At 56.4% G+C, this 21,184-nt stretch carries 21 protein-coding genes and 2 tRNA genes; 18 read left to right on the top strand and 5 right to left on the bottom strand.

The genetic code is table 11. The features are described 5' to 3' along the window. The first annotated feature begins 24 nt into the window (after positions 1 to 24). On the top strand, positions 25 to 1,434 hold the full coding sequence (locus RDU76_02075) for an aminopeptidase (GenBank protein MDQ7797717.1): 1,410 nt from the start codon (positions 25 to 27) through the stop codon (positions 1,432 to 1,434). 192 nt (positions 1,435 to 1,626) lie between these two features. Then, positions 1,627 to 3,441: a peptidylprolyl isomerase gene (locus tag RDU76_02070; protein ID MDQ7797716.1), complete on the top strand. Its 1,815-nt coding sequence runs from the start codon at positions 1,627 to 1,629 to the stop codon at positions 3,439 to 3,441. Positions 3,442 to 3,711: 270 nt separating this feature from the next. Here the strand turns inward: RDU76_02070 and RDU76_02065 are convergent. The 5 genes from RDU76_02065 to RDU76_02045 form a co-directional block, all read right to left on the bottom strand. Continuing rightward, positions 3,712 to 3,788, bottom strand: a tRNA-Met gene (locus RDU76_02065). A gap of 73 nt (positions 3,789 to 3,861) precedes the next feature. Then, positions 3,862 to 3,938: transfer RNA gene (locus RDU76_02060), tRNA-Met, on the bottom strand. Positions 3,939 to 3,987: 49 nt separating this feature from the next. Continuing rightward, positions 3,988 to 4,314, bottom strand: coding sequence for a septum formation initiator family protein (locus RDU76_02055; GenBank protein ID MDQ7797715.1), 327 nt, complete (start codon positions 4,312 to 4,314; stop codon positions 3,988 to 3,990). Between the two features lie 9 nt (positions 4,315 to 4,323). Then, a complete protein-coding gene (eno, locus tag RDU76_02050) occupies positions 4,324 to 5,601 on the bottom strand; it encodes a phosphopyruvate hydratase (protein MDQ7797714.1) in 1,278 nt (425 codons plus the stop codon). Positions 5,602 to 5,627: 26 nt separating this feature from the next. Continuing rightward, on the bottom strand, positions 5,628 to 6,347 hold the full coding sequence (locus RDU76_02045; GenBank protein MDQ7797713.1) for a UDP-2,3-diacylglucosamine diphosphatase: 720 nt from the start codon (positions 6,345 to 6,347) through the stop codon (positions 5,628 to 5,630). Between the two features lie 142 nt (positions 6,348 to 6,489). On the opposite strand from RDU76_02045, the gene RDU76_02040 reads away from it, so the two are divergent. The 16 genes from RDU76_02040 to RDU76_01965 all read left to right on the top strand — a co-directional run bounded on the left by RDU76_02040 (position 6,490) and on the right by RDU76_01965 (position 21,033). Then, positions 6,490 to 7,170 carry a hypothetical protein gene (locus tag RDU76_02040; protein ID MDQ7797712.1) on the top strand — a complete coding sequence of 227 codons (681 nt, stop codon included), beginning with the start codon at positions 6,490 to 6,492 and terminating at the stop codon, positions 7,168 to 7,170. Then, positions 7,167 to 8,342 carry a tetratricopeptide repeat protein gene (locus RDU76_02035; GenBank protein MDQ7797711.1) on the top strand — a complete coding sequence of 392 codons (1,176 nt, stop codon included), beginning with the start codon at positions 7,167 to 7,169 and terminating at the stop codon, positions 8,340 to 8,342. Before RDU76_02040 ends, RDU76_02035 begins: the two co-directional genes overlap by 4 nt. Positions 8,343 to 8,369: 27 nt before the next feature. Further along, a complete protein-coding gene (locus tag RDU76_02030) occupies positions 8,370 to 8,564 on the top strand; it encodes a rubredoxin (protein MDQ7797710.1) in 195 nt (64 codons plus the stop codon). 112 nt (positions 8,565 to 8,676) lie between these two features. Next, positions 8,677 to 9,843: an HD domain-containing protein gene (locus RDU76_02025; GenBank protein ID MDQ7797709.1), complete on the top strand. Its 1,167-nt coding sequence runs from the start codon at positions 8,677 to 8,679 to the stop codon at positions 9,841 to 9,843. Positions 9,844 to 9,883: 40 nt separating this feature from the next. Then, the gene (locus RDU76_02020; protein MDQ7797708.1) at positions 9,884 to 10,708 is read left to right on the top strand and encodes an MBL fold metallo-hydrolase; all 825 of its coding nucleotides are present in this window, start codon (positions 9,884 to 9,886) and stop codon (positions 10,706 to 10,708) included. A 49-nt stretch (positions 10,709 to 10,757) separates the two neighbouring features. Next, on the top strand, positions 10,758 to 12,512 hold the full coding sequence (locus RDU76_02015) for a 2-oxoacid:acceptor oxidoreductase subunit alpha (GenBank protein MDQ7797707.1): 1,755 nt from the start codon (positions 10,758 to 10,760) through the stop codon (positions 12,510 to 12,512). Next, a complete protein-coding gene (locus tag RDU76_02010) occupies positions 12,509 to 15,568 on the top strand; it encodes a T9SS type A sorting domain-containing protein (protein MDQ7797706.1) in 3,060 nt (1,019 codons plus the stop codon). Before RDU76_02015 ends, RDU76_02010 begins: the two co-directional genes overlap by 4 nt. Positions 15,569 to 15,571: 3 nt before the next feature. Then, positions 15,572 to 16,426, top strand: a complete 855-nt coding sequence (locus RDU76_02005; GenBank protein ID MDQ7797705.1) for a 2-oxoacid:ferredoxin oxidoreductase subunit beta — start codon at positions 15,572 to 15,574, stop codon at positions 16,424 to 16,426. Between the two features lie 14 nt (positions 16,427 to 16,440). Then, a complete protein-coding gene (locus tag RDU76_02000; GenBank protein MDQ7797704.1) occupies positions 16,441 to 16,806 on the top strand; it encodes a hypothetical protein in 366 nt (121 codons plus the stop codon). Positions 16,807 to 16,827: 21 nt separating this feature from the next. Then, positions 16,828 to 17,193, top strand: coding sequence for a hypothetical protein (locus tag RDU76_01995; protein ID MDQ7797703.1), 366 nt, complete (start codon positions 16,828 to 16,830; stop codon positions 17,191 to 17,193). Positions 17,194 to 17,217: 24 nt separating this feature from the next. Then, positions 17,218 to 17,727, top strand: a complete 510-nt coding sequence (locus tag RDU76_01990) for a flavin reductase (protein MDQ7797702.1) — start codon at positions 17,218 to 17,220, stop codon at positions 17,725 to 17,727. Positions 17,728 to 17,762: 35 nt separating this feature from the next. Further along, positions 17,763 to 18,398, top strand: a complete 636-nt coding sequence (locus RDU76_01985) for a DOMON domain-containing protein (GenBank protein MDQ7797701.1) — start codon at positions 17,763 to 17,765, stop codon at positions 18,396 to 18,398. 19 nt (positions 18,399 to 18,417) lie between these two features. Next, on the top strand, positions 18,418 to 18,999 hold the full coding sequence (locus tag RDU76_01980; GenBank protein ID MDQ7797700.1) for a DOMON domain-containing protein: 582 nt from the start codon (positions 18,418 to 18,420) through the stop codon (positions 18,997 to 18,999). A gap of 9 nt (positions 19,000 to 19,008) precedes the next feature. Continuing rightward, the gene (locus RDU76_01975; protein ID MDQ7797699.1) at positions 19,009 to 19,287 is read left to right on the top strand and encodes a glutaredoxin family protein; all 279 of its coding nucleotides are present in this window, start codon (positions 19,009 to 19,011) and stop codon (positions 19,285 to 19,287) included. Further along, positions 19,284 to 19,784, top strand: coding sequence for a ferredoxin-thioredoxin reductase catalytic domain-containing protein (locus RDU76_01970; GenBank protein ID MDQ7797698.1), 501 nt, complete (start codon positions 19,284 to 19,286; stop codon positions 19,782 to 19,784). Before RDU76_01975 ends, RDU76_01970 begins: the two co-directional genes overlap by 4 nt. Beyond that, positions 19,765 to 21,033: a PEGA domain-containing protein gene (locus RDU76_01965; GenBank protein MDQ7797697.1), complete on the top strand. Its 1,269-nt coding sequence runs from the start codon at positions 19,765 to 19,767 to the stop codon at positions 21,031 to 21,033. The genes RDU76_01970 and RDU76_01965 overlap by 20 nt, the downstream gene beginning before the upstream one ends. Positions 21,034 to 21,184: the final 151 nt, after the last annotated feature.

Here is a 21,184-nt window from a genome sequence, read left to right as displayed (position 1 = left end):
CTTAATATAAATGGGAGCCTAGCAATGTCCAACGATAGCAGCAAACTGATGCTGGAGAATAAAAGCGTCTGGGAGCGGGCCGACGCCAAACTGCGGGAAAGATATTTCGGCTTTGCCAGGGAATACGCCGGGTTTTTGGATGCCGGCCGCACCGAAAGACTGGCGGTGGAACGCCTGAAGGAGCTGGCCGAGCAGCAGGGCTTCCTGCCGGTGGAGAAGGTCAAGTCCTGGAAGGCCGGGCAGAAGGTCTATGCCATCAACCGCGGCAAGAACATCTTCCTGGCGGTGCTGGGACAGGAACCTCTGGAGAACGGCGCCAACCTGGTGGCCTCCCACCTGGACGTGCCCCGGCTGGACCTGAAACAAAGGCCGCTGTATCAGGATGACGAACTGGGACAGGCCCTGCTGCGCACCCACTATTACGGCGGGGTCAAGAAGTACCAGTGGGTGAACATCCCGCTGGGGCTGTACGGCAAGGTGATACTGCGAAACGGACAGGAGGTGGACCTGGCCATCGGCCACGACGACGATGATCCCTGTTTCGTGATCACCGACATCCTGCCCCATCTCAACAAGAAGGAACAGGCCGACCGTAAATCCGGGGAGACCATCAAGGGCGAGGAGCTGGTGGTGCTGTGCGGCGGGATCCCGGTGGACGACGCCGAGGCCAAGAGCCGGGTCAAGCTGGCGGTGCTGGAGCACCTGAACAAGAAATACGGGATGGACGAGGAGGACCTGATCAGCTCCGAGATCGAGATGGTGCCGCTGATCAAATCCCGCTTCATCGGATTCGACAGAAGCTTCCTGGGGGGCTACGGCCACGACGACCGGGTCTGCAGCTATACCTCGGCCCGGGCCATCTTCGACGTCAGGGATCCCAAGAAGACCGTGGTGGCGGCCTGCGTGGACAAGGAGGAGATCGGCTCCGAGGGAAACACCGGGATGCAGGCCATGTTCCTGTGGAACTTTTTGGGCGACCTGATGGCCCTGAACAAGCCGGATTATTCCGAGGCGGCCCTCCGGAGATGCCTGTCCCGCTCCCGGGTGCTCTCGGCCGACACCAATGCCGCGGTGGAGCCAAATTTCAAGGGGGTGCATGAGATGTCCAACGCCGGCCGGGCGGGCTACGGCCTGATGATGATCAAATACACCGGGCACGGCGGAAAGAGCGGGGCCAGCGACGCCAACGCCGAGTTCGTGGGCTGGGTCAGGAAGATATTCAACGATAACCACATCCCCTGGCAGTGCGGCGCCATGGGCAAGGTGGACGAGGGCGGCGGCGGCACGGTGGCCAAATTCCTGGCCAAGCTGGGGATGGAGGTGCTGGACTGCGGCCCGGCGGTGATGTCCCTGCATTCGCCCTTCGAGGTGGTATCGGTGGCCGACATCTATGCCAGCTACCAGGGCTATCTGGCGTTTTACCAGGCGGGATGAGGATCGTCCGTCCCCAAAAGAAGCGATGCGTTAATATGCAGGTACTGAAATTTAAATCTTAGGATGCAGAAAAACGCAGATACCCGCCAATCGATCGCGGGAATTCCAATCAACCGGGAGGGTCGATTTAATCTGCGAAAATAAGCGTCCTAAATATAAAACATCAGGAATAAAAAAGGGAGATTACCAGATATGATAATGAAGGCTATGCGCAGCCAGATGAAGGTGATCATGTGGATCGTGGCCGTGGCCATGGTGGTGGGCTTCGGGTTCATCATTACCGGGACCGGCGGGAACCTGGGCAAGAGCCAGAGCAAGCTGGCCCAGGGCATCGTGGGCGAGGTTGACGGACAGTCCATCAGCCTGCGGCAATACCAGGAGATATACCGGCAGAACATGCAGAATTACCGCCAGCAGTCGGGCGGCGAGCCGGATGAGGCCACCGCCAAGCAGATAGAGAACCAGACCTGGCAGTCGCTGGTGGAGGAGATGCTGTTGCAGCAGGCCTACCGCAAGCTGGGAATAAAGACCTTTGATGAAGAAGTGGTCAGCATCATCAGGAACAGCCCGCCCCAGGAGCTGAGGGGCAACGAAAACCTGATGACCAACGGGGTTTTCGACATCCAGAAATACCATGCCTTTATCAGCCATCCCCAGAGCATGCCCTGGCTGCTGGATTACGAAATCCAGATCAAAAAACAGCTGCCCCTGCAAAAACTGAGGCTGCAGCTGGTGGCCGGCATCAGGGTCACCGACCAGGAGCTTAAGGAGGCCTTCATTGAAAAATTCGACCGGGTCAGGGCCAGCTATATAGCCATCCCGCTGGGGGCTTTCTACAACCCCAACCAGGAGATATCCCAGGATAGGATCGCCGGATATTACCAGGAGCACCGGTCAGAATACCAGGCTCCGGAGAGGGCCAACCTGGAGTTCGTGGCCTTTGCCCAGAGTCCCACCGAAAAGGACCTCCAGGCTGTCAAGGACCGGATAGAGGAGATATACCAGGAGGCCAGGGCCCCGGGGGCCGATTTCGCCGAACTGGCCATGACCTACTCCGAGGATCCGGGAACGGCCGAAAAGGGCGGAGACCTGGGTTTCTTCGGCCGGGGGCAGATGATCCCCGAGTTCGAGAAGGTGGCTTTTGAAATGGCGCCGGGGAAGATATCCCTGCCCTTTCAGACCCAGTTCGGCTGGCATATAGTCAAGGTGGAAGAGAAGAAGACCGAGCAGGGCCAGCCCATGGTCCGGGCCAGGCACATCCTGCTGCGCATCAGGGCCAGCGAGGAGACCCTGGCCGACCTGCGGATCAGATCCGACATCTTCAACGATGCCGTCAAGGAGAAGGGATTTGAGGCCGCCGCCGCCGAGCAGGGATTGGAGATCGTAAAGACCGGCTTCTTCCCCAGGGGGTTTTATGTGCCCCGGCTGGGCTCCATGCCGGAGCTGGTCAATTTTGCCTTCGACGAGGGCCGGGGAAGCGTCAGTCCGGTGCTGGACAACGGACAGAGCTATGTGGTGGCCAGGATACTGGACCGCCAGAAGAAGGGCATCAAGCCCCTGGCCGAGGTGGAGCAGTTGATAAAGGCCAAGATATTGATGGAGATGGCCAAAGCCGAGGCCCGGGCCATGGCCCAGAGCCTGCGTTCCCAGATCGCGAAGCCCGGCGACCTGGAGAAGGCGGCCAAGGCCGCCAATGCCAAGCTGGAGACCACCGGCGAATTCAGCCGGGCTGATTTTGTGCCCAACGTGGGGAACCAGAACGAGTTCTTCGCCGCCGCTTTTTCCATGGCCCCGGGGACGGTGTCGGGCCCGGTGGCCACCGACCAGGCGGTCTATATCATCCGGGTGGACAGCCACAATCCCATCAACCAGGAGCTGTTCAACCAGGAGGCCGGGAAGCTGGAGCAGGAATTGATACAGAAGAAACAGAATGAGGCCATTCAGAACTGGTACCAGAGCCTGCAGAATAACGCCAATATCCGGGATTACCGGGTGGCCGGAATGTAGCTTTGGTTATTGGTTGATAGTTATCAGTTAATAGCAGAGAGCCGGAGTCTTAAGACTCCGGCTCTTTACAATTCTGGTAGCGGCTCAGGGATTTTCCGCCGGTGCCATAAATGCCCCAGCGCTGACAGTAGTCTGCCGTAGGAGGACAGGAATGATTGTCTGCCAAGCGTCGGCGGATGCGCCGTCGCCTTACTTCGAAGCCGGGTTGCCGGAGGGAAACCACGGACGATCACAAAAAAAGCCAGACATATGTCTGGCTTTGGTATTTTCTGGTAGCGGCTCAGGGATTTGAACCCCGGACACGCGGATTATGATTCCGCTGCTCTAACCAACTGAGCTAAGCCGCCACTATCGAGGGACATTTAAAAACCCCAGTAAAGTTTCTAGTGCCACTAAACTCATTACTAGGGCCTGTATTTATGGTAGCGGGGGGAGGATTCGAACCTCCGACCTTTGGGTTATGGGCCCAACGAGCTACCAGGCTGCTCCACCCCGCGACGTTTATTAAGATCAATTATGCAATGATACCAAAGAACCGGCCCAAAGTCAAGGTCTTTTCTTGAGCGAGTCGGCCGGGTAGAAGCGGTACGAGGTCTCCCCGGGCCGGGTCATCCCCAGCTTCTCACGGGCCTGGGATTCCAGATAAAAGCTGTCGGTCTTCAGACGCCTGATCTCCCGGCACAGTATCTCGCTGTGGGCCAGGTTGGCCAGCATCTCCTTTTTTATCCGCTTCTGCTGGCGGTCCACCCGGAGCATGGTAATCCAGCCGTAGCGCCCCATCCCGAACATCAGGATCACGATCACAAATGATGATATCACCAGGGCCAGAACGGCCTTGGTGGAGCTGCTCCTATGTGCGCCGGAACGGGGCATGGTGCTTTATCATTTGAATACGGACCTGCCGGGGTAATGGGCGGCCGGCCCCAGTTCCTCCTCGATGCGCAGCAGTTGGTTGTACTTCTCCAGCCTTTCCCCGCGGCAGGGAGCCCCCGTTTTAAGGTGCCCGGTCTTCATGGCCACGGTGAAGTCGGCGATGAAGCTGTCCACCGTTTCTCCGCTGCGATGGGAAACCATGGCCTTCCAGCCGGCCTGATAGGCCATCTCGATGGCGGCCTGAGTCTCGGTCAGGGTGCCGATCTGGTTGAGCTTGATCAGGACGGCGTTGGCCGCCTTCTCCTTAATACCTCTGGCGATGCGTTTGACATTGGTGACGAACAGGTCGTCCCCCACCAGTTCAATCTTGTCCCCCAGGCGCTGGTTCAGCAGTTTCCAGCCATCCCAGTCGTCTTCGGCCAATCCGTCCTCGATGACGATGATGGGATATTTCTGGCACCACTGCTGGTACATGTCCACCATTTGTTCTGAGCTTATGCTTCGGCCCTCGGTTTTCAGATTATACTTTCCATCCTGGTAGAAGCCGCTGGAGGCCGGGTCCAGGGCCAGTGAGATCTGCTCCCCGGGGCGGTATCCGGCTTTCTCGATGGCCTGGATGATCAGGTCCAGGGCCTCGGCATTGGTCTTCAGGGCCGGGGCGAATCCTCCTTCGTCTCCCACTCCGGTGGAATAGCCCTTGTCCTTGAGCACGGATTTCAGGGCATGGTAGGTTTCGCTGCCCCAGCGCAGGGCTTCCGCAAAACTGGGAGCGCCCAAGGGGGCGATCATGAATTCCTGAAGGTCGGTGCCCTGCCAGTTGGCGTGGGCCCCCCCGTTCATGATGTTGAACATGGGGACCGGCAGGGCAGTGGCGGCCTCCCCTCCCAGGTAGCGGTACAGGGGCTGGCCCGAGGCGGCCGCCGCAGCCCGGGCCACCGCCAGACTGACTCCCAAGGTGGCGTTGGCTCCCAGCTTGGATTTGTTGTCGGTTCCGTCCAGGTCCAGCATGACCTGATCCACCGCCTTCTGTTCGCTGGCCTCCCGGCCGGAGAGGGCTGGGGCGATGGCGGAATTGACGTTCTCTACTGCCTTGAGCACGCCCTTGCCGCCATAACGGTTCCGGTCTCCGTCCCTCAGTTCCAAGGCCTCATGGATTCCGGTGGATGCGCCGGAGGGGACGGCGGCCCGGCCCATGGCTCCGCAGGCCAGATGGCAATCCACTTCAACCGTGGGGTTGCCCCGGGAATCCAGGATCTCCCGGGCATGGATCTTGGCGATGGCGGTCATGATAAAACCTCCGGAAAATAGGTTGATTATTTTATGTATTCCAGGGTTAAAATGCCATCCCGGAATACCGCATAGGAGAAGCTGGCGATGAAATCCCCCAGGTTGATATAGATCTTGCCGTTCTCTTCATGAACTGTCGGCAGATGGGTGTGCCCCAGCAGCACGAAATCGAATCCCTGGGCGAATTTTTCCCGGGCCACCTCCAGCATCGGGCCGGGATCGAGGTGCATGTCCCTGGTCAGGTGGTTGCGGGAGACCTGCGAGAACCATTTGGCAAAAGGAATGGCCAGGTCGGGATGCAACAGGCGGTACAGCCAGATGGTAAAGGGATTTCTCAAGACAACTTTCAGTATCTTATATCCCAGATCTCCCTTTCCCAGGCCGTCCCCGTGGGCCAGGAACATCTTTTTTCCGCCGGACTCCAGGGCCAAGGACTGGCGATGAACCGTTATTCCCAGCTCCCGGCTCAGGAAATCGCCTATCCAAAAATCGTGGTTGCCCACCAGCAGGTCGACCGCCACCCCCCGGGATCTCAGGTCTTTAAACCGGCCGAGGATCTCCAGGTGTTCCTTCTGGATCACGCTGCGGTATTCGAACCAGAAATCGAACAGGTCGCCCAGAATAAAAAGCCTGTCGCCCGGACCGGTGATCCGGTCAAAAAGCAGACCCAATTTTGACAGTTTCTCCCGGTCGCTTCCGGAGTGCCCGGCCGAGCCCAGGTGGACATCGGAAATAAAATATATCACCTTGACTTTTTCAAATATTTCATGCTAATGTTACCAACAAGTAAGACTATAGCATATGGTTTATTAAAAGGCAATATATTTTTATTGACATTTGCCGCCGGTATGCATAAAATGGATTATCGACATTTCGAATGAGGGAAAAATGAAACAGAAAGCGTGGGCCAAGGGCACAGCGATGGTCCTGACACTGACGATTATGGCCGCCCTGGGCTGCGGCAAAAAAAAGGCCGATATCTCCCAGGGCATAACCCCCAATGTCCTGAACTTTTATATCCTGCATCAGGAGATAGGAGCCATCAGGGACAAGGTCGGGGCTTCGACCCCCGAGCAGAAGGCCCAATACCTTCCCAGTTATAACGAGCTTATCGGCCGCAGCCAGAAGATGATCCAGGACAACCAAACCTCCCAGGAATTGAAAAAATATCCGGCAATAAATGCGGCCATGGATTCCTGCCTTGCTGCCGGGGTGGCATTCCTCACCCTGGAGGCCAAGGCGGTTGAGGCCATCAGCAGGCTGGCGGATGCAAAACAGAAGTTGTCCGATCTCAGGCAATCAACCAGGAACAACAGCCTGCTGGCCAAGAAACAAAAGCCCAAAATGGACGCCCTGGCCAATCAGCAGGCCAGCCTGCAGAAACAGCTTGACGGCCATAAGCCGGGCTTAAGCCGAAACAGCCAGACCTGCCGGGCCTTGTTGAAAAGCTACAACAACCTGATTTTACAGGGCAAGATACTGGAGTACACCAACGATGAAAAATTGTTTGCCTTGTTCTCCTGGGAAAAACCGGCCCCGGTCAAAACGGTAAATAAAAAGCGGATATGAGCCGGTTGATAAGGGCCGCCACGGTCTCGCTCCTGATATTGGCCGCTTTGGGCTGCGGAGACCGCAGGGCCGTAAGCAAAGGACGGGAATTTCTGGAGATGGGCGATCTGTCCCGGGCCCTGGCTCAATTCGAACAGGCCGTGTCCCAAAATCCCCGTAACGCCTCAGCCCACTATCTGCTGGCCAGAACCTACTGCCTGTGTGACTCGGCCGCACTGGCAGTAAAGGAATATTCCCTGCTGGGGCAGCTGGACCGGGAGATGGCTGACGACACCTTGCTGCGCCAGAGGATATCACTGTACCTGGGGCTAGAGCCCTACCCTTCGCTCAGGCTGACCGGGGCCAAAGGCAATGACGCCTTTCCCTGCATCTCGGGGGATGGGAAAAGGATCGCCTTTTCATCCAAACGGGACGGCAATGCCGAACTTTACATCATGTCCGGCGACGGCGGGGACCAGCAGAGGCTCACCAACCACCCGGCGGTGGATTACGGGCCGTCGTTCTCGCCCGACGGCAGCAAACTGCTGTTCGTCTCCGACCGCGAAGGCAACGATGAGGTATATCTCTACGACCTGTCTGCCAAAAAGGTAACCAGGCTGACCTACAGCAAAAGCGATGACTGGCTGCCATGCTTTTCGCCCGACGGCCAGGAGGTCTTCTGGGTCTCCGACCGCTCGGGCAGATATGCCGTGTGGAGGATGTCCCTGGGGGCCGGCCACCCCGAAAAAGAAAACTCATCCCAGGTTCTTTTTGAGGATCAGACCGGAGAGGTGGCCTATTTCGGGCTCTGCTCCGACCGCCTGATAGTGCAGAGGGAGAGCCAGAACCAAAGCTTCCTGCTGTCGGTTGATATCAGCGACGGCCGGACGGCCGAGATCGATGTTCCGTCATTTCGTTCGGGGATACCGACCATAGTTCTGCCGGACGGCGAATCCATAGCCTATGTCTCTGTCTGTGACGGCAACGACGAGATCTATCTCTATCAGCCGGATCAGAAGCGTTCCCTCAGGCTGACCAACAATGCTTCGGAGGATTTCGTCTTCGGCTTCACCCCCGACGGCAAAAAGATGCTGTACGATTCGGACCGGGGCGGCGACCGCGATGTCTATCTGATGCAGCTGGACAGGCTGATCGCCCGGGATCAATTGCTGAGCAAGATCACCAAACTTTAATACAAAAAACATAATGACGAGGGCATCATGAAGCTCAAGTGCAACGTTTGCGGCTACATCTACGATCCGGAGGCCGGCGACCCCGACGGAGACGTCAGGCCCGGGACATATTTTGACAATCTTCCGCTGGACTGGGTCTGCCCGGATTGTGGCGCGTCGCAGGATATTTTCGAGATCATCGACGACGATTTTGAGGAGGAAGGCGGGGAGGAGGATGAGTAGTCCTCTTCCCCTTTGCATTAGATATAAGTCAGCACCGCCGGCCGGAGATCCTTTTATCCCGGCCCAGAGGTCGGTCTGACCTTTCAAGAAAATCATTTCAGGGGATGAGAATATGGAACAATGCGGCACCGTCCTGGAAAAGCTGGTCAAAATAGGGATCGCCCTATCCTCGGTGCGCGACCTGAACCAGCTGCTGGATATCATCGTCACCCAGGCCCGGGAGCTGGCCAACTGCGATGCCGGGAGCCTGTACATAAAAGAGGGCGATTCCCTGAAATTCGTGGTCAGTCAGAACGACACCCTGGCCAGAAAGCTGGGCCAATCCCAGCAGGCCGAACCCTTCAAGCCCTTCAATATTCCCATCTCCAATCAGAGCCTCTCCGGCTACGTGGCCAACAACGGGGTGACAGTCAACATCCCCGACGCCTACCGGATCCCCCAGGATGCCGAATACCATTTCGACAAATCCTTTGACCAGCGCAGCGGATACCGCACCTGCTCCATGATCCAGCTGCCGATGAAGGACAACCAGGGGGGCATCATCGGCGTGCTGCAGCTGATCAACGCCATGGCCCCGGCGGGGCAGGTGATCCCCTTCGGCCGGGGCGACGAGGAGCTGCTGTTATCAATGGCCTCCCAGGCGGCGGTGGCCATCAAGAACGCCAAGCTCAACGACGACATCCGGGAGGCGCACCTGGACACCATCTTCCGGCTGGGCATCGCCGCCGAGTACCGGGACAAGGAGACCGGCAACCACATCCGCCGGATGAGCCATTACTCGGCCATCATCGCCGAAAAAATGGGGATGCCTCCCGAGCGGGTGGAGCTGATCCGGCTCTCCAGCCCGATGCATGACATCGGCAAGGTGGGCATCCCGGACGGCATCCTGCTGAAGCCGGGGCGGCTGACCCCGGAGGAACGGATCATCATGGAATCGCACACCACCATCGGGGCCGGAATATTAAAGGATTCCAACATCCCCCTGCTGCAGCTGTCACGGAAGGTTGCCCTGAGCCACCATGAAAAGTGGGACGGCACCGGCTATCCCGACAAGGTCAAGGGCGAGGATATCCCCCTCGAAGGGCGGATAGTGGCCCTGGCCGACGTGTTCGACGCGCTTTCCAACAAGCGGGTCTACAAGGCGGCCATGAGCATCGAGGAGACCATGGGGATAATCAAGGACGGCTCCGGGACCCATTTTGACCCGGCGGTCATCGCTGCCTTTGAAAAGGGGATGGACGGGGTGATGGAGATCTATCAGAGATACAAAGAGATATGAACATTGTTTGTCATATAATCAATACAACTGGGAGGGACGAATGAAAATCACTTACTACGGGGTGCGGGGCTCTATCCCGGCGCCTGGTTTTGACACCAGCCGCTACGGCGGCAACACCACCTGCGCCGAGGTGATCACCTCCAGCGGCTACCGGATGATCATCGACTGCGGCACCGGGATCCGGAAGCTGGGGCTGAAGCTCCTCAAGGAAAAGGATCCGGCCACCATCCCCATCTTCATCACCCACGCCCATTGGGACCATGTCCAGGGGCTGCCGTTCTTCCTTCCCATTTATATGCCCCGTTTCAAACTGATGTTCGTCAGCGCCAACGACAGCTTCGACCGGCTGTATCAGACCCTCTACAATCAGATGGACGGATACGTGTTTCCGGCCGACCTGCAGGAGGTGCAATCCCAGGTCAAGTTCGAGATCATAGACTCCAAGGGCTTCGATTTCGGCGGGGTGCACTTCGACACCATCCTGAACAACCATCCGGTGCCCACCCACGGCCTGCGGATCAGGGACGGGGAGAAGACCTTCGTCTTCATCACCGACAACGAACTGCGGGCGGAGAAGCCGGCCACCCCTTACCAGGATTTCGTGGCCTTCTGCCGGGGGGCGGACATTCTGGTGCACGACGCCCAGTACACCGAGGAAGACATGAAGAAGACCCGGGGCTGGGGGCATTCCACCTTCAGCGAGGCCATAAAACTGGCCGAGGAGGCCGAAGTCAAGCGGCTGGGGTTCTTCCACCACGATCCGGAGCGGACCGACGATCAGCTGGATGGGATCGTCAAGCAGATGCAGGAGACCACCCAGGTGAAGCTGTTCGGGACCAGGGAGGGCGAGGAACTGGAACTTTAGGAGGGTTTGAATTTTAGCCCGGCCCTTAAGGGCCGGGCTAAATGAAAACATGATAGACCTCACCATCAAAATAGCCGGGGCGGCCGGCCAGGGCATGCAGACCATCTCCACCATCCTGGCCAGGTCGCTCACCCGTCAGGGATATTACATCTACTGCTACCAGGATCTGATGTCCCGGATCCGGGGCGGCCACAATTTCGCCACCATCCGCATCTCCGACCAGCCGGTGGGCGGCCTGGCCGAGAAGAGCAACATCCTGATAGCCCTGAATGCGGAATCCGTAGAGTTGCACAGCGGGGAGATGATAACCAATGGGGTCATCGTCTACGACGACAAATTGCAACCCTTCGACAAAGCTCAGGGCAAGAATGAAGATCTTAAAATTCAAAATAATGAACTGAATCTGTTCCCGGTGCCGATGGAAAAACTGGCGGTGGAGGCCGGACAGAACAAGATCCTGGTCAATTCGGTGGCCTGCGGGGTGTGTTTCAATCTGATGGAATACGATTTCGATGTACTGGCCGATACCCTGGGGGATATATTTAACGCCAAGGGCGACGCCATGGTGGAGGCCAACATCCGGGCGGCCAGGGCGGGATTTGAATATGCCCGGAAAAATTTCCCGGAAGGAACCTGCCCATACTGCCAGTTAAAAGTTGAAAGTCGCAAGTTGAAAGCCAGGCTGTTGATGGACGGCAGCCAGGCCGCCGGGCTGGGGGCCATCCTGTCCGGGCTCAAGTTCCTGTCGGCCTACCCCATGTCGCCCTCCACCGGCATCATGGAATTTATCGCTTCCCAGCAGGTGGAGCTGGGCATCATCGTGGAGCAGGCCGAGGACGAGATCGCGGCCATCAATATGGCGCTGGGGGCATCCTATGCCGGGGTGCGCAGCATGACCGCCACCTCGGGCGGCGGCTTCGCCCTGATGACCGAGGGGCTTTCGCTGGCCGGGATGACCGAGACCCCGCTGGTCATCTTCTTGGCCCAGCGGCCCGGCCCGGCCACCGGGTTTCCCACCCGCACCGAACAGGGCGACCTGATGTTTTCCCTGTACGGCGGGCACGGCGAATTCCCCCGGGCCATCCTGGCTCCCGGCGATGCCGAGGAGACCCTCCATTGCATGAACCAAGCCTTCAACCTGGCGGACCGCTACCAGATCCCGGTGATAATCCTGGGCGACCAGAACCTGAACGATTCCTTTTGGACGGTGGATGATATCGACCCGGCTTCCCTGTCCATCGACCGGGGAAAATTGATGGACAGTTGGGATGGATCCAAAGGAGAGTATAAAAGATACCAGCTTGCTCCCGACGGGATCTCGCCCCGATTGATCCCCGGCAGTCCCGGTGCGGTGGGCTACTGGGACAGCGACGAGCACGGCGAGGAGGGGCACATCGCCGAGAGCGCCTCGGTCAGGCGGCAGATGACCGCCAAGCGGATGAAGAAGTTTCACGGTCTGCAGGATGAATCTTTGGCCCCGGTGATGTGCGGCACCGGCGACCAGGTGCTGCTGATCGGCTTCGGCACCACCAAGTGGCCGGTCATGGAGGCCGTGGAGGCTTTGGCCAGAAAGGGCGAAAAGATATCCGGCCTGCATATAAAACAGCCGTACCCTCTGTCATCGGAGATCAGGGCAATATCGAAAGGATTTTCCAAGATCGTTGTGGTAGAGCAGAACGCCACCGGACAATTGGAAAAACTGCTGCTGACCGAACTGGGGATCAAGGCCTGGGGCTCGATAAGAAAATTTGACGGCCGGCCGATGACCGCAAAGTTCGTTGCGGATAGTTATAAATCTCTATGAAAAAAGTATTGGACATATCGATATGTCTGCTGTTGACGTTGTTGAGCAGAGAGTGTCTGGCCCAGGATTCCCTCAACCTGAGGACCGTGGGGGTCTGGCCCTACTACGGGCTTACCAACGCCGTTAATAAATACGCCGCCAACGGTCATAACTATATCCTGATGGGCAGCGGACGCCGGATCAATCTGCTCAATGTCGATGATCCCGCCCGGCCGTTCATTACCGGCGAGACCGTCGTGGCCGGCGATGTCAACAGGGTATGCGCATACGGCAATTATGCCTATGTTGCCAATGACTCCTCCGGGGTCAGCATCATCGAGCTGGCCGACCCTTACCGCACTCGTATCCTGGGAACCTGCAAAACGGAGGGGCGGGCCAGGGATATTGAGATCAATTGGCCGTATGCCTATGTGGCAGTGGACAGCCAGGGGCTGACGGTGCTGAACATCACCGATCCGGCCAATCCCGTGCCGGTGGGGAAGATAAATTTCCCGGGAGAGATAACCGGTCTGGGACTGGGGGCAGATCATGCCTTCCTGGCTTCGGGGGAAAACGGCGTCAAGGTAATAGATATCAGCCTTCCGACCTCACCGGCACTTGCCGCCAGCTATGACAGCCTGGGGTATGTTTACGATGTTTCCGTTTCAGGCATTTATGCCTATGTATCGGCCGGGGACTCCGGCCTGAGGGTTCTGGATATTTCCAATATCTCCGTCCCGGTGACGTCATCCCGGCTTAGGTTGCCAAGCAAGGCCAAAGCGGCTGTCAGATCCGGGGATAATGTCTTCGTAGCCGCTGATTTCGCCGGGCTGAGGATCATAAATGCGGCCACCTCAGGCAAGATCGGGGAGGCGGGGTATTTTAAAACAGCCCATAACGTGGTGGATATTTGCCTTATAGACGATCATGCTTATCTGGCCGACAGGATAGGCGGGTTAAGGGTGATAGAAATATCGCAGATCCACAATCCGGTATTGGCCGGACAGTTCGATACCCCGGGTTATGCCAAAAACATGCTGATCAAGGGCAGCTATGCCTACATCAGCGATGTAGATTCCGGGTTATGCATAGCCGATATCAGCAATCCGGTCATGCCGACAATCGCGGGGCGCTATAATTCCCCGGACATTGTCTCATCGGTCAGCATCCCGGTAAATTATGCCTTTGTCGCCGCCGGCAATGCGGGCTTAAGAGTGGTGGATATCAGTGACCCGGTAAACCCAGTAGAGATAGGCTTCTGGGACAGTCCGGGCTTTGCCAGCGATGTGACCACCGCGGTTATGAGTGATAAGAGAAGGTATGCCTTTCTGGCGGACGGGGATTCCGGGGTCAGCATGATCTCCGTCCAAACGCCCGCCATCCCGATCGATACGGCCCGGATAGAACTGGAAGGATATGCGGGGTCGATAATCGCCAACAAAGACTATTATCTTACATTATACACGGCTATGGGCAGCTATGATTATCAGGATATTTATGTGGTGGAAGATTCATTCGCTTTTAACAAGATAAGGTTTTTATTGTGGCCCAACGCAAGCCGTTCGGCCAAGGATTATAATTATTCGGTGGATTTTAATGATGGCCGATTGTACGTCTCCGGCGGCGATGAGGGGCTGCGAATGTACGATCAATTCGGCAATGGCACGTATTTTACCTCCACCAAGACCAAGGATGTGACGGTATCGGGAAGCTACAGTTATATCACCGATAAATATGCGGGCCTGCAGGTCGCCGGCCTGTCGGACCTGGAAGATATGGGCGGGTTGGGATTTTATGCCGTACCCGATTCCATGGAAACGGCGGTGATCAACGGCAACTATGCCTATCTGCTGTGCGGCCGGGCCGGCATCAGGATCGTGGATGTCGCCCAGAAGACAGCTCTGACCGAAACCGGGGCCTACGACATCCCTCTTTCGGTCTATGGCATTTTGATCAGGGACAGTCTGGCCTATGTGGCGGATGCGGTCTCCGGTCTAAGGATACTGAACATATCAGAGATCGACAATCTTCAGGAGATAAATTACATTCGGACCGCCGGGACTCCTTTCGGGATAGATATGGCGGACACCGTTATTGCGGTGGCTGACGGTGGCAGCGGCTTAAGCCTGATAAATGTTAAGGACCCGACAAGGCCGATTGCGGTCGGCAGCTGGGACAGCCCCGGCTTTGCCTACAAGGTAATGACGGCGGGTGATCACGCATATTTGGCCGACGAATCCCAGGGCTTAAGAATAATTGATATCACGGACAGAACCTCTCCGGCAGAAACCGGATATTACAACACGCCGGGCAATGCCTACGGGCTGGACCTGAAAGACAACTTTGCTTATATTGCCGACGGCGCCAACGGGATACAGGTTATAGATATTACGGATAACTCCAATCCTGTTCTTACCGCCAGCCTAAGCCTGCCGGGGACGGCATATGATATCGCCATCTCAGGAAACTATGCCTACGTGGCCGCCGGCTATCACGGTCTGAGGGTCGTCAATATCACCGATCCCAACCATCCCGCTGAGGCCGGATATTGCATCACCGACAGCTATGCCCGGGGACTGGCTGTCAGCGGCAGTACGGTCTGTGTGGCCGGTGGCCAGGCAGGCCTGGCGGTCATCGATGTAAGCGATCCGTCAGTGCCACGGCAAACCGGACATTACGGCAGCGGGAACAGCATCTGGACGGCGGCCCTTTCCGGGGAGAATATTTATATTTCCGATGGTGCCGATATCCTCAGGATACTGGAGCCCTGGCAATCGCCGCCTGTCCCCGGAAAAAAATATGAATCCCTGGTATCCCAGAATCACCCCAATCCCTTTAAGGCCGGGACCAGTATCAATTACTCCAGTTCGGCCAGGGGCCGGGTATCAATTTCGATCTACAACGTATACGGACAGAAGGTGATCGACCTGGTGAACCAGGAAAAGAACGCCGGACAGTATTCGGTTTATTGGAATGGCCGGGACCAGCAGGGCCGTCCCGTCCCCTGCGGCGTTTATTTCTACCGGCTCAGCACCCCCGATCTTACCCGGTCCAAGAAGATGATGATAATCAGGTGAAGTATGCTTAATCCCGAAATCTATAACAGCCCGGATGAGATAGCCTGGTGCCCCGGCTGTTTCAACCACTCCATCCTGAAGGCCATCAAGCAGGCCCTATCCGACCTGGAAATACCGCCCCATCAGGCGGTCTTCAGCTCCGGGATCGGCCAGGCGGCCAAGCTGCCGCATTATCTCAAATGCAATCTGTTCAACGGTCTGCACGGCCGGGCCCTGCCGGTGGCCACCGGGATCAAGCTGGCCAATCACCAGCTCCAGGTCATTGCCGAGGGTGGCGACGGAGACGGCTATGCCGAGGGGGGCAACCATTTCATCCATGCCGCCAGACGGAACATCGGCCTTACCTACCTGGTCCACAACAACCAGATCTACGGGCTGACCAAGGGTCAGACCTCGCCCACCTCGGAATCGGGCTTTGCCAGCCCCACCACCCCGCTGGGCAATTTCAATTTCCCGGAACAGCCCCTGACCATGGCCATTGCCAGTGAATGTTCCATGGTGGCCCGGGGGTTTGCCGGGGATGCCGGGCAGTTGGCCGAACTGATCATCGAGGGACTGAAAAACCCGGGCTTCTCGTTCATCGACATCCTCCAGCCCTGCATAACCTTTAACAAGGTCAACACCCTCAAGTGGTACCAGGAAAGGGTTTATAAACTGCCGCCGGAGTACGACCCCTACGACAAGACAGCGGCCTTGGCCAGGGCCCAGGAGTGGGGGGACAAAATACCGACCGGCATCATCTACAGAAACAACCGGGTTCCCTTGGAAAAACAGCTGCCCCAGATTTCCCGGACATCCTTACTGAACCTAGAGATCGAGCAGGAAAAAAGAAATTCACTGATAAATGATTTTAAATGACCGGAGGGAGTAATTTGGAAAGAGTATATTTTGTAAAACACAAAAACAGGGACATTCTGGTGGTGGACATCTCCGGCATCAGAAATGTGGAAGAGAGCATTGCCACCCTGCAGAACGGAACCAGGCTGGTCAAGACCCAGGCCTTAGGATCGGTCCTATTGTTGACCAATGTCAGCGGCACCCATTACGACACGTCGGGGGCCGATGCCATCAAGACATATTCCAAAGAGAACACACCGTTTATCAAAGCCAGCGCGGTGGTGGGGGTGTCCGGGATCAAGCGCCTGATTTTTAACACCATAATTAAGATAACCGGTCGGAAGATAATGCCCTTCGACGACGCGGAGGCGGCCAAGGATTGGTTGGCCGGGCAGCAGTAATAATCAACCAGGAGGCGATAGATGGAAAGGGTGAAATATCTGAACCATAAAGGCCGGGAGATCCTGGTACAGGACCTGACCGACTCCAAGAGCATCGAGGAGAACATTGCCGTCTTCGACCGGACCCAGGGCATCATCGCCGGCCGCCCTGAGAAATCGGTGCTGCTGCTGACCGTGCTGGTAAACACCCATTATTCGCCCCAGGCGGTGGATCGCCTGAAAAAATTCTCGGTGGAGGTGACCCCCCATATCAAGGCCAGCGCGGCGGTGGGGATCACCGGCATCAAGAAGGTGGTCTACCAGACTCTGTCAACGCTTATCGGGCGCAAGATCCACCTTTTTGACAGCATTGACCGGGCCCTGGACTGGCTGGCGGAACAGGAATAATAAACCAGAAGGCGAGGAATATCCATGGCAAACCAGTTTAAAAATATCGACCCCGAGCAGATCGGCGATAATGTTTTCAAGCTGATCGACAAGGATTGGATGCTGATAACTGCCGGCAAAGCTGGTTCCTTCAATAGCATGACCGCCAGCTGGGGCGGGCTGGGGATACTGTGGCACAGACCGGTGGCCTTCTGCTTTGTCCGTCCCAACCGCCATACCTACGGGTTCATGGAGCGGGAGCAGTATTACAGCCTTTCGGTTTACCCGGAGAAATACCGGAAGGTGTTGGAGCTCTGCGGCACCAAGTCAGGACGGAACGTCGACAAGGTCAAGGAGACCGGACTGACCCCGCTTTCGGGGGTGACCGGGGCGGTATATTACGAGCAGGCCCGCCTGGTGCTGGAATGCCGCAAGATATATTACCATGATATCGATCCCCAGAAATTTCTGGACCCCGAGATCCACAAGAACTACCCCATCAAGGACTATCACCGGATGTATGTGGGAGAGGTGCTCAACTGCCTGGCAAAATAAAAATGACCAAAAATATAAATTCAAGGAGACAAAAAATGAAAAAACTTATTTTGATTTCGTTAAGCCTTTTATCGGCTTCGTTCTGCTGGGCCCAAAGCAAACCGCACGGCATACTGAATCTGAACACGGTAAGCGTCAAGGTAGACGGGCAGGTGGGGCCGGAGGAATACCCCACCAATTTCGTGGATTCCCAGACCGGCATCGGCGTCAGCTGGGTGAGCGACGGCAGGCTGCTGTATGTCGCCCTGCAGAGCCCGGCCCGGGGATGGGTGGCCATCGCCTTCGGCAACAGCAAGATCAGGGGGACCTCCATGGTCATCGGATACCACAAACCAGGCGGCGGAAGGGTGGACGAACATGTGGGCAGCTGGGTCTCCACCCACAAGCCCATAGACAAGCCCTCCCTGGTGAACTTTGCCACCGGATCCAATCCCACCGGCACCGTCATAGAATTCGCCATGCCCCTGGCCCTTTCCAACGGGCAGGTGATAGTGCCGGGCCAGCCGATGTCATATGTTCTGGCCTTTCACAGCAAAAAAACCTCCTTCAAGGGCCGTCCTTCCAAAAAGAACACCGGGACCCTGCTGCTGGGAAAACCGGAGAGGGCCGACGATATGCCCGTGCAGACCAGTTCCCAGACCGATACCATCAAAAAAACCGATGAAAAATAATTTACCGAGGAGGAGCCAAATGAAGACAGTGTTCTCGATACTCTGTCTGTTGCTGTCGATATCGGCCTGGGGCGGAGAGACCATATGCCTCCTGCCTCAATATGATCGATGCTCCAGCACGGTGGACGGCAAGATAGATAAGGACGAGTACCGGCATTCTTTTACCGATCCTGTTACCGGCATCATGGTTTTCTGGCAGGCCGACAGCTTCAACCTCCAAGCGGCCCTGAAAAGTCCGGGATCGGGCTGGCTGGCCATCGGACTGGGGTCGGGCAAGATGAACGGGGCCGACATGATAATAGGCTTTAAGGATGGCGCCGGGCAGTGGGTGGCGGAGGAGCATCTGGGAAAGGCTTTCTTTCGCCATGCCCCGGTTGAAAAGCCCAAATTGGCGGCCGGAAAAGCGGCAGCGGCGGAGGGCCGGACAATATTGGAATTTATCCTCCCCCTGAAACTTTCCAACGGCAAGGAGATCAAGCCGGGACAAAACCTTCCGTTCCTGCTGGCCTATCATAAGGACAAAGTAAAAATTTCCAAGCATACCAAGAAGTCGGCAAATATGCTGCTGCTGGCCAGAGAAGCCGAGAAAACCGGCAAGTGAGGAGTTGTTATGGCCAACAAAGTCAAAGGGGCCAACCGGGTCCACCAGATCATGCTGTATGCCCTGTCCACCTGCGTTTGGTGCCGGAAGACGAAAAAACTGCTGGACACCCTTGATGTCGAATATGAATACCTCTTCGTCGACCTGCTGGATGGGGAGGAAGAGGAGCGGGCCATGGACCAGGTGGGGCGGTACAACCCCGGCCGGACCTTCCCCACCATGGTGATAGATGGCAAACGGGTTATAGTGGGCTTCAAGGAGCCGGAGATCAGGAAGGCATTGTCATGAGGAAGATAAAGGAGATCGAGGCCGAGGTCCGGGAGCTGGCCGATAAGGAGGGGTATCTGCTGAATCCCGACCGGGAGATCCTGGAAGGGATCATAGAGGGCATTGCCGTTAACGAGGAGAAGCTGGGATACTGGAACTGCCCCTGCCGGAGGGCTTCGGGAGACAGAATGCAGGATCAGGATATAATCTGCCCCTGCCAGTACCGCGATCCGGACCTGGCGGAATACGGGCGCTGCTATTGCGCGCTGTATGTCACTCAGGAATATGTCGACCAGGGCTCATCCCCTGAACCGATCCCGGAAAGAAGGGAAAAGGAAATCAAGTCCGGATCCAAGGATTCGGAGGCTCATAATGAGATCCCCGAAGATCAAGGGGAAAATAAAATAAAGACCTGGCGATGCCAGGTCTGCGGGTATCTCTGCGCCAGGCCGGAGGCCCCCCCGGTCTGTCCCATCTGCCGGGCCAAGAAGGAGAGGTTTGAGGAATATCGGATTTAGCAAAAGAACGATCTTTCGGCTGGTTTTTGCTTATGCCGGACTGGTGATATTTGCCGGGTGCCGGCATAAGCCGGTGTATCCCGATGTGGGTTCGGTATATATCAGCAGCGATCCTCCTGGGGCAGAGGTGTTGCTGGACGGCAATATGACCCATCGGATAACTCCGGTAAAGATGGACGGAATAACGGTGGGGCTGCATAATTTTACCCTGAGGTATAATAATTATAAAGCGCTGGATTTTTCGCTTGAGATCGAGCCCGGGCAGACCAGGAGGGTATATAAGGACCTCTCCACCATATCCCTGCTGAGAAAGGATACCTTGGATATAACGGCAGGGGATATGTGTCTTTCCGGTGAACCCGGGGAGATCTTTTTATCCAACGCTAACGATTACGGTAAAACCATCACCATAGTCCGGGCAGACGCCAGCGGGCAGATATCAGAGACCGGGCGGATAGACGTCGGCGGGCCGCAGAGATTGATAGCCGCCCACCGCTCTGCCAACAGAGTTTTCATCACCACAATAAGTCCGGATACCCTGGAAAAGAGCTCCATCAAATCGGACACCCTGGAAAAATTGTCCGGGTATGAATTAATGTCCGGTAAATTGGTGCGCGAAATCAGGCTGAACGATATAAAATATTTTTCGGCCTTGACCTTCTCCCCGGACGGCAATATACTGGTGGCGGCCGACAGTTTGAATAAAAAACTTTTTCTGATAGATCCCAGGTTATGTTCGGTGATCAAGACCATCAATACCCCCGGATGCCCGACGGATATTTCCTTCGATAGAGGCGATCCCTCCAGGATATATGTTACGCTAAGCGGGTCTAATTTATTTTGCCTGTTCGACCTGGAAACCGGGGCATTACTGAAAGATCTTACCACCGGGAACTCTCCCGGCGCGATCTTTTGGGACCGGGAATATACCCAGGTTGGCTTCAGCAGCCGAGACGACCTGACCTATACCATCGTAAGAAAAGACAGTTGGACCAGCGCCACCTCCGGTCGAGACTTGGCCGGCCAATTTGTGGTCGGCTGCTGCTGGTCCAACAGCCGCGATTATGTTTTTTGGGCCATGGATAATATGTTGGGCACATTATATGTCCCAGACTGGGAACAGACTTCGAAGATATACAACGGCTTTGGACCTGTTGCTTATAAATTGGTAAAATTATTATCATATGATGATAAGCATCTGCTTATGCTGAATACCGGGATGTTGGTGACGGTAGAAATGAGTTTGTGAGCGATCAACGATTATCGTCTATTAAGCGATGGCCCTGGGGTTAAAAGGCTGGAATATTAAGCTGTTTTGTGATATATTCTACAAGGTCAAGCATAGGGTATGATGATTTTTGCCGGACGACGCCCTTCCCTATAAACCAAACTGTCGGGAA

The organism is Candidatus Edwardsbacteria bacterium, assembly GCA_031082425.1.
Taxonomy (GTDB): Bacteria; Edwardsbacteria; AC1; order AC1; family EtOH8; genus UBA2226.
This window is presented reverse-complemented; position numbering and strand designations above follow the sequence as displayed.

What these genes read in the sequence shown, in the direction of transcription:
- RDU76_02075 (MDQ7797717.1), top strand. Translation starts at nt 25, where the DNA reads ATGTCCAACGATAGCAGCAAACTGATGCTGGAGAATAAAAGCGTCTGG.
- RDU76_02070 (MDQ7797716.1), top strand. Translation starts at nt 1,627, where the DNA reads ATGATAATGAAGGCTATGCGCAGCCAGATGAAGGTGATCATGTGGATC.
- RDU76_02055 (MDQ7797715.1), bottom strand. Translation starts at nt 4,314, where the DNA reads ATGCCCCGTTCCGGCGCACATAGGAGCAGCTCCACCAAGGCCGTTCTG.
- eno (MDQ7797714.1), bottom strand. Translation starts at nt 5,601, where the DNA reads ATGACCGCCATCGCCAAGATCCATGCCCGGGAGATCCTGGATTCCCGG.
- RDU76_02040 (MDQ7797712.1), top strand. Translation starts at nt 6,490, where the DNA reads ATGAAACAGAAAGCGTGGGCCAAGGGCACAGCGATGGTCCTGACACTG.
- RDU76_02035 (MDQ7797711.1), top strand. Translation starts at nt 7,167, where the DNA reads ATGAGCCGGTTGATAAGGGCCGCCACGGTCTCGCTCCTGATATTGGCC.
- RDU76_02030 (MDQ7797710.1), top strand. Translation starts at nt 8,370, where the DNA reads ATGAAGCTCAAGTGCAACGTTTGCGGCTACATCTACGATCCGGAGGCC.
- RDU76_02025 (MDQ7797709.1), top strand. Translation starts at nt 8,677, where the DNA reads ATGGAACAATGCGGCACCGTCCTGGAAAAGCTGGTCAAAATAGGGATC.
- RDU76_02020 (MDQ7797708.1), top strand. Translation starts at nt 9,884, where the DNA reads ATGAAAATCACTTACTACGGGGTGCGGGGCTCTATCCCGGCGCCTGGT.
- RDU76_02015 (MDQ7797707.1), top strand. Translation starts at nt 10,758, where the DNA reads ATGATAGACCTCACCATCAAAATAGCCGGGGCGGCCGGCCAGGGCATG.
- RDU76_02010 (MDQ7797706.1), top strand. Translation starts at nt 12,509, where the DNA reads ATGAAAAAAGTATTGGACATATCGATATGTCTGCTGTTGACGTTGTTG.
- RDU76_02005 (MDQ7797705.1), top strand. Translation starts at nt 15,572, where the DNA reads ATGCTTAATCCCGAAATCTATAACAGCCCGGATGAGATAGCCTGGTGC.
- RDU76_01995 (MDQ7797703.1), top strand. Translation starts at nt 16,828, where the DNA reads ATGGAAAGGGTGAAATATCTGAACCATAAAGGCCGGGAGATCCTGGTA.
- RDU76_01990 (MDQ7797702.1), top strand. Translation starts at nt 17,218, where the DNA reads ATGGCAAACCAGTTTAAAAATATCGACCCCGAGCAGATCGGCGATAAT.
- RDU76_01985 (MDQ7797701.1), top strand. Translation starts at nt 17,763, where the DNA reads ATGAAAAAACTTATTTTGATTTCGTTAAGCCTTTTATCGGCTTCGTTC.
- RDU76_01980 (MDQ7797700.1), top strand. Translation starts at nt 18,418, where the DNA reads ATGAAGACAGTGTTCTCGATACTCTGTCTGTTGCTGTCGATATCGGCC.
- RDU76_01975 (MDQ7797699.1), top strand. Translation starts at nt 19,009, where the DNA reads ATGGCCAACAAAGTCAAAGGGGCCAACCGGGTCCACCAGATCATGCTG.
- RDU76_01970 (MDQ7797698.1), top strand. Translation starts at nt 19,284, where the DNA reads ATGAGGAAGATAAAGGAGATCGAGGCCGAGGTCCGGGAGCTGGCCGAT.